The following is a 14206-nucleotide window of genomic DNA, read 5'->3' as shown; positions in this document are numbered from 1 at the left end:
GTGCGTCGACGTGCTCAGCGGCACGGGGTCGGACGACACGCGGCGCGACGACACGCCTGCGCGTCGAGCGCACGACGACACGCGAGGCCGGGCACGCGCCCGGCGTCGGCGGTAGGGACGGCGACGAGGCCCCCCGGTGTCGTCTGCATGCGGGCGACTGTGCCAGCGCGCGGACGCCGCAGGAAGGGCACCCGCACCCCGTCCCACGACGAGGACGAACGTAACGCCGTGCAACGTCGTCGCGTCCCCCACCGCGAGGTAGAACCAGCGGTCTCGACGTAGTACTCGCGGAGCTCTACGGCGCGACCGCTGGTTCTACCTCGCGCGGCCTCCGCTCTCCCTCGGTGGGACGACGACGGGCCCCGACCCTCCGGGTGGAGGATCGGGGCCCGTGTGTCAGGCGTTTCAGGAGTGCGTCACTCCGCGCCGGCCTGCAGCTCGCCCGTCGGGGGCAGGTCGCGGACCGAGACACCGGTGGGGGCGTCGAGCGCGGCGGCCGCGCCCACGCTCACCGGGCCGCGGTCGTGCTCGCCCTTGGAGACACCTCGGAAGGTGAACTCCCCGAGCAGGCCCTCGCCCTCGGCGTCGACCAGGACGATCTCGCCGGCCTTGAGCTCGCCGAACAGGATCTTCTCGGACAGCACGTCCTCGATGTCGCGCTGGATCGCGCGGCGCAGCGGACGGGCACCCAGGACCGGGTCGTAGCCCTTCTCCGCGAGGAGGTTCTTCGCGGGCTGCGTGAGCTCGATGCCCATGTCCTTGTCCCGCAGGCGGGTGTCGAGACGGGCGATCATGAGGTCGACGATCTGGATGATCTCGGTCTGCGAGAGCTGCGGGAAGACCACCACGTCGTCGACGCGGTTGAGGAACTCAGGCCGGAAGTGCTGCTTGAGCTCGTCGTTGACCTTCGCCTTCATGCGCTCGTAGGACGTGACCAGGTCGCCGCCGGCGTTGAAGCCGGTCTGGACGCCCTTGGCGATGTCCCGCGTGCCGAGGTTGGTCGTCATGATGATGACGGTGTTCTTGAAGTCCACGACGCGGCCCTGCGAGTCGGTCAGGCGACCGTCCTCGAGGATCTGCAGGAGCGAGTTGAAGATGTCCGCATGGGCCTTCTCCACCTCGTCGAACAGGACGACCGAGAACGGCTTGCGCCGCACCTTCTCGGTGAGCTGGCCACCCTCGTCGTACCCGACGTAGCCGGGGGGCGAGCCGAACAGCCGCGAGACGGTGTGCTTCTCGGAGAACTCCGACATGTCGAGCTGGATGAGCGCGTCCTCGTCCCCGAAGAGGAACTCGGCGAGCGCCTTGGCCAGCTCCGTCTTCCCGACGCCCGTGGGGCCGGCGAAGATGAACGACCCACCGGGGCGCTTGGGGTCCTTGAGGCCCGCACGCGTACGGCGGATGGCCTGCGACAGCGCCTTGATCGCGGCCTCCTGGCCGACGACGCGCTTGTGCAGCTCGTCCTCCATGTGGAGCAGGCGGCTGGACTCCTCCTCGGTGAGCTTGAAGACCGGGATGCCCGTGGCCATGGCCAGGACCTCCGCGATCAGCTCCTCGTCCACCTCGGCGACGGTGTCCAGGTCACCGGACTTCCACGCCTTCTCCTTGTCGGCGCGCTTCGCGGTGAGCTGCTTCTCCTTGTCGCGCAGGCCGGCGGCCTTCTCGAAGTCCTGCGCGTCGATCGCGGACTCCTTCTCGCGACGCGCCTCGGCGATCTCCTCGTCGAGCTCCTTGAGCTCCGGCGGGGCGGTCATGCGGCGGATGCGCAGGCGCGCGCCCGCCTCGTCGATGAGGTCGATCGCCTTGTCCGGGAGGAACCGGTCGTTGATGTACCGGTCCGCGAGCGTGGCCGCGGAGACGAGCGCGGCGTCCGTGATGGACACGCGGTGGTGCGCCTCGTAGCGGTCGCGCAGGCCCTTGAGGATCTCGATCGCGTGGTTGAGCGACGGCTCGGCGACCTGGATCGGCTGGAAGCGGCGCTCCAGGGCCGGGTCCTTCTCGACGTGCTTGCGGTACTCGTCGAGCGTGGTCGCACCGATCGTCTGCAGCTCGCCGCGCGCGAGCATCGGCTTGAGGATGCTCGCGGCGTCGATCGCGCCCTCGGCGGCACCCGCCCCGACGAGGGTGTGGATCTCGTCGATGAACAGGATGATGTCGCCGCGCGTGCGGATCTCCTTGAGCACCTTCTTGAGGCGCTCCTCGAAGTCGCCGCGGTAGCGCGAGCCGGCCACGAGGGCACCGAGGTCGAGCGTGTAGAGCTGCTTGTCCTTGAGCGTCTCGGGCACGTCGCCGCGCACGATGTCCTGGGCCAGGCCCTCGACGACGGCGGTCTTGCCGACGCCGGGCTCACCGATCAGCACCGGGTTGTTCTTGGTGCGGCGGCTGAGCACCTGCATGACGCGCTCGATCTCGAGGTTGCGCCCGATGACCGGGTCGAGCTTGCCCTCGCGCGCGGCCTGGGTGAGGTTGCGCCCGAACTGGTCGAGCACGGCCGAGCCGGACGGCTGGCCCTCGGCGGGGCCGCCCGCGGCGACGGGCTCCTTGCCCTGGTAGCCGGACAGGAGCTGGATGACCTGCTGACGCACCTTGTTGAGGTCGGCGCCCATCTTGGTCAGGACCTGGGCGGCGACGCCCTCGCCCTCACGGATGAGGCCGAGCAGGATGTGCTCGGTGCCGATGTAGTTGTGGCCGAGCTGCAGCGCCTCGCGCAGCGACAGCTCGAGCACCTTCTTGGCGCGCGGCGTGAACGGGATGTGCCCGCTCGGGGCCTGCTGGCCCTCGCCGATGATCTCGGTCACCTGGGTGCGGACGCCGTCGAGGGAGATCCCGAGGGACTCCAGCGCCTTGGCCGCGACACCCTCGCCCTCGTGGATGAGGCCGAGGAGGATGTGCTCGGTGCCGATGTAGTTGTGGTTGAGCATCCGTGCCTCTTCTTGGGCAAGGACGACGACCCGACGGGCTCGGTCTGTGAATCTCTCGAACATGTGCTGCTCCTCGTGAGCGGCGTACACCTGCCCGCCGGACGACGGGTACAAGCCTGACCGCATTGACTCTATGCGGTTCGAACGAGCCGCACCCCCTCCGTATGCCGTTGTTCGCCAGGGGCGTGAAAGAGGGGTCGGGCCGTGACCTGCGGGGCGCCGGACGCCGTCGTGCGCGGTTCACCCGGCCCGACACGCGCGCGGCGCGTTGACCGCGACGCGCGCCCCGGGCAGGCTCGGGGGTGCGCCCCGCACGGACGGCCAGAAGGGTGGCGAGAGCGATGCACCAGCCGGACCAGCAGCCCGAGGACCCCGCCGCGCCGGGAGCCGACGAGCGCGGCGCGCCGTCCGCGGGCGCGCCCGCCACGTGGGAGCAGGTCGTCGCCCGGTTCCACGGCGCCGTCGCCGAGGTGGACGACCCGCTGACCTGGGGCCTGGACCTCGACGAGGAGACGCTCACGGGGGCCGGTCACGGCGCCCACGACCCGGCGGAGGAGCGGTTCCTGCGCTCCTACGTCTCGTTCACGGGCGAGACGCTGGACGTCGAGACGCTGCGCGTCCTGGCAGCGCACGACGAGCAGGCGGAGGACATCGTCCGCACCGCCCTCAGCGGTGCGCTCGCCGCACCGCTGCACTCCGACAACCCGGGCGACGACGACTTCCTCGACTCCTACCAGGAGTACCGCGCGGCGATGCGCGCGATCGTCGAGGAGGTCGACGTCGCGCCGGTCACGCGCACCACGTTCGTGGTCGACGGCGAGCCCCAGGCGTGCCTGCACGTCACCGTGCGGGAGCACGCGGCGGTGTACGTCCCGCTGGAGGACCGGGCGCTCGTCGTCTCGGGACCGGCCGACCTGCTCGCGCGCGTGGACGTCGTGACCCGCCCGCTGCGCAACATCCTCCAGGACGAGCCCGAGCCGAGGTTCTGACGCCCGACCCGGGTCTTGCGGCCACCCGGCCTGCCGAACCCGGGGACACGGGTGGGTCCGGCGTCGGCAGGGACGGCAACCCCGGGTTCGGCGAGCATCCGGTGACCCTCGTCCGTCGGTCCGGGACCGGCGTCCCGGGCGGAGCGCGGCCTCGCGGCCTAGGGTCGTGTCAGCACCGGTGCCGGGCGGCGGCGCCGGGACAGCACGCCGACGGCGCACGCGGTCGGCCGACCGGGCGGAGGTGGCGCAGATGCGCGGCGTGATCGTCGGTGTGGACGGGTCGGAGGAGTCCGGCGGTGCGCTCGACTGGGCGCTGCGCGAGGCGGCGGACCGCGGCGTCCCGCTCACGGCCGTGCTCGCGTTCGAGTCGCGGCAGGGTCCGGGCGACGGCCCGGACGCGGCGGCCGACGAGAAGCGGGCGCTGGTCCAGGAGTGGCTGGACGCCGCGCACGCGCGCACGGGTCTCGCACCGGACGCGGTGACGACCGCGGCCGTCGCCGAGCGCGGCAGCCCCGCGGCGGTCCTGCTCGCCCTCGCCCAGCCCGGGACCGCCCAGCCCGTCCAGGACGACGTGCGGCCCACCCCGGGCGACGGCGACGACGCGGACCAGCTCGTCGTCGGGCGCTGCGGCCGGGGACGCCTGGGACGCATGGTCCTCGGGTCGGTGCCGACCGCCGTCGTGCAGCACGCGACCGTCCCCGTGACCGTGGTGCGCGGCACGCCCGACGTGCGGCACGACCACGCCCGGCCCGTCGTGGTCGGGGTCGACGGGTCGTCCACGTCGGTCCAGGCGCTGCGGCACGGCGCGGACGTCGCGCGGCGCACGGGCGCGACGCTCGAGGCCCTGTTCTGCTGGCAGATCGTGTCGCTCGCGCCGCTCCCCGACTCGTGGGGGTGGACGCCGCCGATCGACGACTACGAGAAGTTCGCCTCCCAGAAGCTCGACGCCGCGCTCCAGGCCGCGGGCGTCGACCTGCCCGACGACCGCCTCGTGCGCAGCGTGAAGCACGTGCACGCGGCGAAGGGGATCATCGAGGCGTCGTCGCACGCGGAGCGGCTCGTGCTCGGCAACCGCGGCGTCGGCGGGTTCGACCGCCTCCTGCTCGGGTCCGTGAGCCGGCACGCGGTCGAGTACGCGCACTGCCCGGTCACGGTCGTGCGGCCCCCGGACGCGACCCACCCCTCGGGCGCGCACGACGACTGAGGATTTCGCCCCTCGAAACGATTCGACGCCGCCCGCCGCGCGGGTGGACGATGGGGCACGTGCAGATCGAGGACACCTACGACGGCTCCCGGCCCGTCCGCACCATCACCCGGCTCTTCGCGCCCCAGCGCGGGCGGCTCGCCGCCGCGGCGCTCGCGTTCGCCGTCAAGCACTCGCCCGTGTGGGTGATCCCGGCGCTCACCGCGACGGTCATCGACGTCGTCGTCGAGCACCGGCCGCTGCGGGAGCTGTGGATCACGGGCGCGATCATGCTTGCCGTGGTCGCGCAGAACCTCCCGCTGCACACGCTCTATGTGCGGTGGCTCTCGACCGCCGTGCGCACGGTCGAGAACGGGCTGCGCATGGCGCTCTCGCGCCGGCTCCAGGAGCTCTCGATCGGCTACCACCGCCGCGTCAGCGCCGGCGTGCTCCAGGCCAAGATCGTGCGCGACGTCGAGAACGTCGTCGAGGCGTCGCGGACCACGTTCGACTCCGGCATGGCCGCGCTCACGACGCTCGTCGGCGCGGTCGTGCTCACGGCCGTGCGCGTCCCGGAGTTCCTCGTGATCTTCGCGCTCACGGTGCCCGCGGCGGCCTGGCTCGTCGTCGCGATGCGCCGCCGCATGACCACCCGCAACGCGGCGTTCCGGGCGGAGGTGGAGAACATGTCGGCGCGCGTCGCGGAGATGACGCACCTCATCCCCGTGACGCGCGCGCACGCGCTCGAGGAGCGCGAGCTCGACCGCATGGGCTCGGTGCTGCACCGCGTGCGCGAGGCCGGGATCCGGCTCGACGTCGTCAACGGCCGGTTCGGCGCGCTGTCGTGGATCGTGTTCCAGGTGCTCTCCGTCGCGGGCCTCGTCGGGGCGGCGTGGGTCGCGTGGACGCAGACGTTCGCGGTGTCCCCCGGCGACGTCGTCATGCTGTCGAGCTACTTCGTCACCCTCACCGCGTCCGTGACCGGACTGCTGAGCCTCGCGCCGATCATCACCAAGGGCCTGGAGTCCGTGCGGTCCATGGGCGAGGTGCTGGGCGAGCCCGACGTCGAGCGCAACGCCGGCAAGCGCGTGCTCGACCACGTCGAGGGTCGCGTCGCGTTCGAGGACGTCACGTTCGCGTACGACGACGTCCCCGCCCCGGGCGAGGAGCCCGCCCTCGCGGTCGACCACCTCTCCCTGTCGGCACGGCCCGGCGAGACCGTCGCGCTGGTCGGGGCCTCGGGGTCGGGCAAGTCGACCGTGCTCAACATGGTCATCGGGTTCCTCGCGCCGACGTCGGGGCGCGTCCTGGTGGACGGCGTGGACACCGCGACGGTCGACCTGCGCTCGTACCGCCGGTTCCTCGCGGTGGTCCCGCAGGAGTCGATCCTGTTCGAGGGGTCCGTCCGCGACAACGTCACCTACGGCAGCCCCGACCTCACCGACGCCGCCGTCGAGCAGGCGCTGCGCGACGCGAACGCGTGGGACTTCGTCACCGAGATGGGCGGCCTCGACGCCGTGATCGGCCAGCGCGGCGGGCGCCTCTCCGGCGGGCAGCGCCAGCGCCTCGCCATCGCGCGCGCCCTCGTGCGCGACCCGCGCGTGCTCGTCCTCGACGAGGCGACGTCCGCGCTCGACACGACGTCCGAACGGCTCGTGCAGGAGGCGCTCGGGCGCCTCATGCGCGGACGCACGACGTTCGTCGTCGCCCACCGGCTCTCGACCGTCCGCGGCGCCGACCGCATCGTCGTCATGGACCACGGCCGCGTCGTCGAGGTCGGCAGCCACGACGAGCTCGTCGCCGCGGGCGGTACGTACGCGCAGATGCACGCGACGCCTGCGGCCTGAACACCGGCGCTGACGCAATCCTGCCCGCTGATGCGGGCACTCGGAGTTGGCATCTCGCCGAGCAATCTACCGAGCCTCCAAATTCCGACATAAGGCAACTTATCGGCGCCCAACTAGTGCGAGTTGTATCAAATACAAGAAATCGCACCTCAAGTCGAAATCGACCTACTGGAGAGTTCAGGCAGCGCCCTGACGTTCCAACTCCGCGGGCATTCATGCACCGGAGCCGATGCCGAAACAGATCGCCGTAGGCTTCATGCGTCTGAATGCACCTCGCGGTCCGATGGTCAGCCAGCGGACCAGCCGATCTCCTCATCCTTCGGCAAAGGCCAAGTCGCGCCTTCACCCAGGAAGACCCCAGTTCAGCCGCGTAGGTCAGGCGGACTTCAGACTCCAAAGTACCGCATGTCGTCTACGGACGGCCTCAGCGGTGCCACTAGCGTTCTGCAAGTAACCGCCGCACGTGTCGCGAGTCGCCAATTGGATCGGCCCACGGGGCGTCAAGAAACGCCGAATCAAAGAAAGATCGATATCCGTGTACCTGCGCGATCCTGGGGAGCGCATCAACGTCCGCCATGTTCCGCATGATCCCCTGCCTCCCAACCCGCAGCCAGCGCAACCCGCTCAAGCCGCTAAGCGTACGGAGATCAATTGAGCGTAGTCCACTAGGCCCGTCACGGCCAGGCTGAAGACTCAAGGTCTCCAGCGCGACTGATTCCTCGATCCCTGCGAGTGAACTCACCTCGGCATCCCGAACCTCAAGAAATCGAAGATTTGGAGCGTCCAGTCCATCCAACGAGACATCCTGACCGACGGCATCGAGAGCGAGGTGCTCGATCGAAGCACCCACTCCCAGGCCTGCAATGCTCTGTTGCTGCCAAGACTCAATCGACAGGGCACGTAGACCCTTCGCGAATCTCGTCGAACCCAGATGCGCCTGCCTACCCGCGAAGAACCACAACCGAGGGAGCAATTCCGGCTCTACAGTCAATTTCGAGCGCCCGAAGATCTTTAGAACCTCTAGTCGTTCGAGAGTTTGCTTCGAGAGCACAGCGCTCCCGACGTCCCAGAGCTCGACATTTACGACGTCGGTGACGTCGTCCAAGAATGCTAACTTATTTGGCCCTCGGCCGCGGAGGGAACCGCCCGAGACTTTAATGGCGGTAGCTCGCTGCTCCCAAACTTGCGACACCCGACTGGAGTCAAGTGCCTCGTCAGTGACGAACAGGCGATAGTGGTGTCCGAACAGCTCCTGCTCGCTTATTCGCCAGTTCATACCGCTTTGCTCCTTCCGAATGCATTGATTCGATTAATCAGAGTTGGCCCTCGCCAGCCACCATAGTTATCAATGAGCACTTGCTCGACCCTCCTTGCAGTGAGGCGCGGCGTTCTAATGTACGTCACGTGGGAAACCTGCGACGCACCGTATCCATCTCGCGTCTGCCAACTGGAGTCACGAATGTGCGCGTTGACGCGGCTGCGCATGTTGCTAATGCTGGACCCGACGTATTTCTTTCCATCCTTGTAGTGGATTGTGTAGACACCAGGCTTTCGCGGGACATGCCGGGATAGGATGGAGCAGGCGGCATTGTGGACAAGTTGGTCCTGCTCATTTCCCGGACCCTTTGTCACAAAGTAGGTGTGCGGGCCGCTGATGTGGAGGTTGTGGACGGTCTGGCTGGAGAGCCAGCCGCGGTCGTGCATGGTCTGCACGACCGTGATGCCGCCTGTGGCGCCGACGAGGCGGTCGCCGGGAGTGAGGTTGTCGGCGTCGGTCCAGCCCTTGCCGTCGACCCAGAAGGGGTGGTTGCCGGTCGCTGTGATCGGCGTGCCTGTGCCTTCGATGGTGATGTCGACGAGGTGCTTGGTGCCGGTGCCGGTGATCGGGTAGATCACCTGCTCGACGGTGACGTCGCCCGAGGATGGATCGCCCGCGAGCACGAGGTCGCCCGTGTCGAGTGTCTCGATCGCTGCGAGCGAGCCGTCGGCGAGCCGGACGAGTGTTCCTGCGGCGAAGCTGTTGCACGACCGGATCGCCTTCGCCCCCGCACGTACCTTGTTCCCCGCCTTAACCGCGACCGAGGCGACGGCGAAGCCGGCGCGGACTCCGGCGCCTGCTCCTACGAGTTGGGCTGCGGCGGTGACGCCCATCTCGAGGGCCTTGCCCTTGTTGCCGGACGCGGCATATGCGACGGCCGAGACTCCGGCTGCGGCGGCGCCGACGGGGCCAGGGATCCAGGAGGCGACCTCGCCGACCACGGCGACGGTTTTGACGAGGCCCTTCCAGGAGAAGGTGCCGGCGAGGTCGGTGCAGTTGACGGGGTCGGCGTTGCAGTAGTCGTAGGCGCTTGCGGAACCGCCAGCCACCTGGTCGGTCTGCAGGAAACGTCCGGTAGCGGGGTGGTAGAGGCGGACGCCCATAAGGATGGCGCCGGTGGGGGTGTCGGCGTTGCGTTGCGCGGTACCGAGCCACCCGTACCGGGCCGGGGGTGCGTTGCTCGTCTCCCCGGATGTCATGGGCTGGGGGTTGCCGAACTCGTCGAACGACGTGAACCGTGCCTCGGCCCAGGAGGCTTCGGAGGCGCCGTCGGCGATCGGGAGGGTGGCGGTGATGTCGCCGTGCAGGTCGACGAGCTGCAGGACGCGTTCGCCGATCTTGCCGGTCTCGATGGCGAGGTTGCCGTCCATGCCTTCGACGTACCGGGTCAGATTGTCGGGCAGGGTGGCGTCCTCGACGATCCATGCCGGTTCGTCACCGTCCCCGTCGTAGTGCGTGATCTTCTCGACCGAGTTCGCCCAGGCGCCGTCGACCCACGCGTAGTCGTCCTGGGTGGAGAACCGCATGAGCGGGTCCAGGCCCCACTGCGTGCGCTTCGTCTGTGGCACCTCCTGCGTCGCGACGAGGTCGTTGAGGTAGTACGACGTCGCAGCGGTCGCCGCGCCGTCCGCGGTGGGCATCCCGGTGATCCGCCCGAACGCGTCGTACGCCCACGAGCCCCCGCCGGGGCCCGACGACGTCACGAGGCGGTCCGCCGAGTCGTAGGTCGACGTCGCGGTGGTGGCGCCGGTGGTACCCAGACAAGTACCGGTGGCGTCGCCGGTGGCTGTGGTGCTTGCGATGCGGTTGGTGTGGTTGTCGTAGACGTAGGTCCGGGTCGCGCACGTCTCGGTCGCTGCGGAGGTGTCGTTCACCTGGGTGAGGCGTCCGAGGCGGTCGTAGGTGTAGTTCCGCACGCCGCCGGGGGTGGTGTGGGTGATCCACTGTCCGTGGTGGTTCTCCACCACCGAGTCCTGTGCGATCACCGTCTCGTCGGCCGTGCGGGTGTACGTCCGGGAGACCGGGACGCGAGCGGTGTCGTACCCGAGGGTCAGGGTGACGCCGCCCGGCAGCGTCTGGGACTCCAGCTGCCCGTCCGGCCCCCACGACGCGGTGATGTCACCGGCGACCGAGTCGGAGATCTTCGTGACGTACCCGCGCGGGTCGACCGCCCGGTCGTAGGTGTAGGAGCGCGTCGTGCCGATCGAGTCCGTGACCTGGGTGGGCTGCCCGTACCGGTCGTAGAGCGACTTGGTCCACCCGCCGTGGGCGTCGGTGTAGGTGACGAGGCGTCCGAGGCGGTCGTACTCCTTGGTCACCGCCCCGGTCTCGGTCCCGGCGGCATCGACGGATGCGTTCTTGGTGACGTCGCCGGTCGCGGGATCGTACGCGGTGGTGGTCTTGGCGATCGGGAGCCCGGCGGCGGGGCCGTTGCCGGTGATCTCGACGGCGGTGACCCGGTCTGCGGCGTCGTAGGTCGTGGTGGTGGTGCGCTTGACCTGCCCGGCACCGGACCCGACGTAGTCGGACACGACCGTGGGTGAGCCGAACTGGTTGTAGGCGTCGTTGCGCTTGACCGGCAGGTCGGCGCTCATCCGTGCGGGGTCGTGCCCGCTCACTGGCCCGCCCGCGAGCGTGAGGCACGGCTGGCCCGCCCATTCCGGCTTGTTCGCGCACGACGCGTCGCCCGGGTTGGCTCCGGCGGCGTAGAAGATCGTGCGGGTCGTTGCGGCGTCGGTACCGGTGGATCCGGGCTTGCTGGACTTGATCGCGCGCCCACGATTGTCGTAGACGACCGTCGAGGTCAACGCGGTGGGCTGGCCGGCGTCGACGGTGATCGACGTGGCGTTCATGTGCACCCACCCCGAGGTCACGCCGAGCGCGGACGCGCCGTCCACGGGCGAGTACGTCGTCGTGGTGGTGATGGGGTCGAGCTTGTCGCCGGTGTCCGGGTCGAGCCCGGTCGTGGTTTCGGTCGTGAGGAGGTGGTAGGCGGCGCCGTCGGGCTTGCCCTCGTCGTAGAGGTAGTCGGTGTGCGGGCGCAGCAGCCGGATGTCGTTCGGGTCGTTCGCGAGCGCGAGCTGCTGTGCAGGCCCGGTCTCGGAGACGACCTCGAGGCCGTCTGCGGAGTAGAGCGACCTCGAGTCGAAGAGCGTGGCGAGGTCGATCGACGTGCGTTCCTGCAGTCCCCAGTCGGTGAGCATCTGCTCGGCGTTCGGCAGTTTGCGCAGTGCGAGGAGCCGGTTGGTGGCGTCCAGGGTGCGGATGGTCTTGCCGGTGCGGTCGTACTCGGCGGTGTCGATGAACCCCTCGACCGGGGCGTCCTTCCCCGCGGGGGTGGCGGTGTTGACCTCCAGGCCGGCGGCGTTGAGGTAGTGCACGGTCGCGGGCTGGTACCCGTCCGGCCCGGGCGTGGTCGCCGTGGCTGTGGTGACCGACGGGACGTCTTGTGGTCCGAAGACGGCGGTGGCGTCGGTCGGGCCGTCGGACTGCGCCCATGTCGCCAAGGATGCTGAGCTCAGGTCGTAGGGGCCGCCCTTGGCGCGGGTCAGTGGCACGTCGTACACGACGGTGCTCGTGTTGACGGGTCCGAGCTGGTCCTTGGTGCCCGGGACGAGCGAGGCGCGCGAGACCTTGAGCAGTCGCCCGAGGGAGGGGTCGATGAAGTCACCGGCACCGGTCTTGGACGCACCACCGGCACCGTAGGTGAACGTGTAGGGCTCCTCACCGGGTGCGGTGACCTTGGCCAGACGGCCGTCGGTGTCGTACTCGTACCGAGTCACCAGGGCGGGGGCGCCGGTGGCGGTGATGCGTGGGTCCTCGACCTCGACCAGGCGCCCGGTGGTGTCGTACCGGTAGCGGGCGACCTCGACCTTCTTCATCGTGGATGTCGCCTGGTCCCACACCCAGACCCACGCCAGGGCCACCTGACCCGCGTAAGCGCCCGGGGTCGTCGACGTCGCGGTGCTCGACCCGGCGTACCCGAGCTCCATGACCTCACACCCCCGCGCGGGGGTCGTCGTCGTGCACGCGGACGTGTTCGTGGGCCACCCGTCCACGCCGTCCTCGATGGGTGCGATCACCCGGTACAGGCGCTGTACCCCGTTCATGTCGGAGCACACGTGCCTGGCTTGTCCGGACGCGACCGGCGGTGCGGTCGTCTGCACGGCGAAGTCACCTGTCGACGTCGTCCGGGCGAAGTCGGTGATCGTCCCGTCGATCTCCGTCAGGCGCCACGCGTTCGCACCCGTGCGCACGAGGTTGAGGTCCTCGGCCCCAGGCTCGGGGAACCACTTGGTGCGGTCACCGGTGCTGAACCAGACCTGCGACCCGCCCGTCAGGTGCACCGCGGCGACGTCGTCGTACGGCATCGCGATCTTCGTGTACGCGGTCCCGGCGGCGGCGTCCGCGGTACCGGTGGCCCATTGCTTGCCGAACGGCGCCCAGATCTGGCGGATCGACAGGTCGTCGAAGAACACCGCCTTGCCGGAGCCGGCCGCGTTGCCGTTGAACAGGCGGATGAACGCCTCGGTTGCGTCGACCGGGACGGTGACGTCGACGCTCACCTCCTGCCACGTGTCCGTCTTTGTCGGTTTCGGGGTGAGCTGACCCGTGGTCACGGGGTCGGAGTAGCCCGCGGGGGTCTTGGTCGTGAGCGCGATCGAGTAGCCCAACGGGTTGGCCGGGGTCAGGCCACTGGCCGCGGGCACGTACACCCAGCCCTTGATGCGGTAGGTCTGGCCCTTGAGCAGGCCCAGCCGCATGCCCCCGCCTTCTCCACCGCCGACGTGGGCGTAGGACGCTGTGCCTCCGGAGATCGGAAGGACCTTGAAGGAGCTTCCGCCGCTGTGATAGCGCGTCGTGTCCGAAACGATCGAGGCGGTCGCGTTGCTGACGCCGGTGACGCCGCTGCCTTCCTGCTGCACTGTGGAGAGTCGGTCGTCCTGCAGCTGGAACCCGGAGTCGGTGTCACGAGACGATGCCGTACGCACCAGGGAGATCCCGAACTCCTCGACATCGGTCACCGAGAGCGCATGGTCCCCCGTCAAGAGGTTCACTTGTCCGGGACCGATCTGCGTGGACGCGGCACCGGAGGCGTCCGGGTCGATCGTCACAGTGATCCACTGCGTCTCCGCGGCGTCGGCCCCGGCCGAGTTCGTGGCGAGCACTGCCCGGATCTGGGCTGGTCCGCCGGCCGCCCCGAGGGTGGCGACCGCGTCCCACGACACGTAGTCCCCTGCACCCGGGACGGGCTGCCACCCTGCACCCCACGCCGTCCCCGTCGACGTCGACAGCGCACCAGGTTCGACATCGGTGATCACCGTCGAGTCCGGGCCGCGCCGCCACTGGTACTTCACGTGCGTCAACGTCGTGTCGTTCGTCCCGAGCTCGATTCGTGCACGCCGAACCACGCGCGCACCGTCCTCGGGGGTGAGCAGACCCGCCTTGCCCACACTGAACGTGTACTTCGAGACTTGGGCCGAGACATTCCCGGCACGGTCCACGGTCTGGACCTGCACGGTGTGCTTGCCGACCGTGGTCGGGGTGATGCTTGCCGTTGCTGTCGCACCACTGGGCGCGGGCACCAGCGTCGTCGGGGCCTTGTCCAAACCCCACTTGTACCCGGTCACGGTCGCGTCCGGCGCGGCCATCGTGAACGTGAACGTCCCAGCCTGCTTCGCGTCCTTGTGCCAGTCGTCGTCAGCCGGATAGTCGATCGAGGACACGACCGGCGCACCCGGAGCAGAGACGTCGATCCCGAACCAATGCCACCTCGAGTAGCCGGTGCTCTCGATCTTGTCGTCCGAGGTCTTCACCCGGAACTTGTAGATCCCGCCGTCGACCACCTTCCCCGCCGGAAGCGTGATCTGCGCGACCGAGCCGCTGGCCAGATACAGCACGTTCTGCGTGTGGATGACCGTGCCCGCCTGGTTGGCGACCTCGAACAT

General features: G+C 69.4%; 5 protein-coding genes. 3 read left to right on the top strand and 2 right to left on the bottom strand.

Going from position 1 to position 14206, the window contains the following annotated elements; translation table 11 throughout:
• Positions 1-416: 416 nt before the first annotated feature.
• Positions 417-2984: an ATP-dependent Clp protease ATP-binding subunit gene (locus tag NF338_RS12160; protein ID WP_264031024.1), complete on the bottom strand. Its 2568-nt coding sequence runs from the start codon at positions 2982-2984 to the stop codon at positions 417-419.
• A 278-nt stretch (positions 2985-3262) separates the two neighbouring features.
• Here NF338_RS12160 and NF338_RS12155 point away from each other — a divergent pair, with 278 nt between their 5' ends.
• The 3 genes from NF338_RS12155 (at position 3263) to NF338_RS12145 (ending at position 6940) form a co-directional block, all read left to right on the top strand.
• The gene (locus NF338_RS12155; RefSeq protein ID WP_264031023.1) at positions 3263-3910 is read left to right on the top strand and encodes a hypothetical protein; all 648 of its coding nucleotides are present in this window, start codon (positions 3263-3265) and stop codon (positions 3908-3910) included.
• 250 nt (positions 3911-4160) lie between these two features.
• Positions 4161-5114, top strand: coding sequence for a universal stress protein (locus NF338_RS12150; protein WP_264031022.1), 954 nt, complete (start codon positions 4161-4163; stop codon positions 5112-5114).
• A 50-nt stretch (positions 5115-5164) separates the two neighbouring features.
• Positions 5165-6940, top strand: a complete 1776-nt coding sequence (locus NF338_RS12145; RefSeq protein ID WP_264031021.1) for an ABC transporter ATP-binding protein — start codon at positions 5165-5167, stop codon at positions 6938-6940.
• A gap of 1272 nt (positions 6941-8212) precedes the next feature.
• On the opposite strand, the gene NF338_RS12140 is transcribed toward NF338_RS12145, so the two are convergent.
• Positions 8213-14206, bottom strand: coding sequence for a polymorphic toxin-type HINT domain-containing protein (locus NF338_RS12140; RefSeq protein ID WP_264031020.1), 5994 nt, complete (start codon positions 14204-14206; stop codon positions 8213-8215).

The organism is Cellulosimicrobium sp. SH8 (assembly GCF_025818875.1).
Classification (GTDB): Bacteria; Actinomycetota; Actinomycetes; order Actinomycetales; family Cellulomonadaceae; genus Cellulosimicrobium; species Cellulosimicrobium cellulans_D.
Note: the sequence above shows the minus strand (reverse complement) of the source record. Positions and strands in the feature narration are given on the sequence as shown.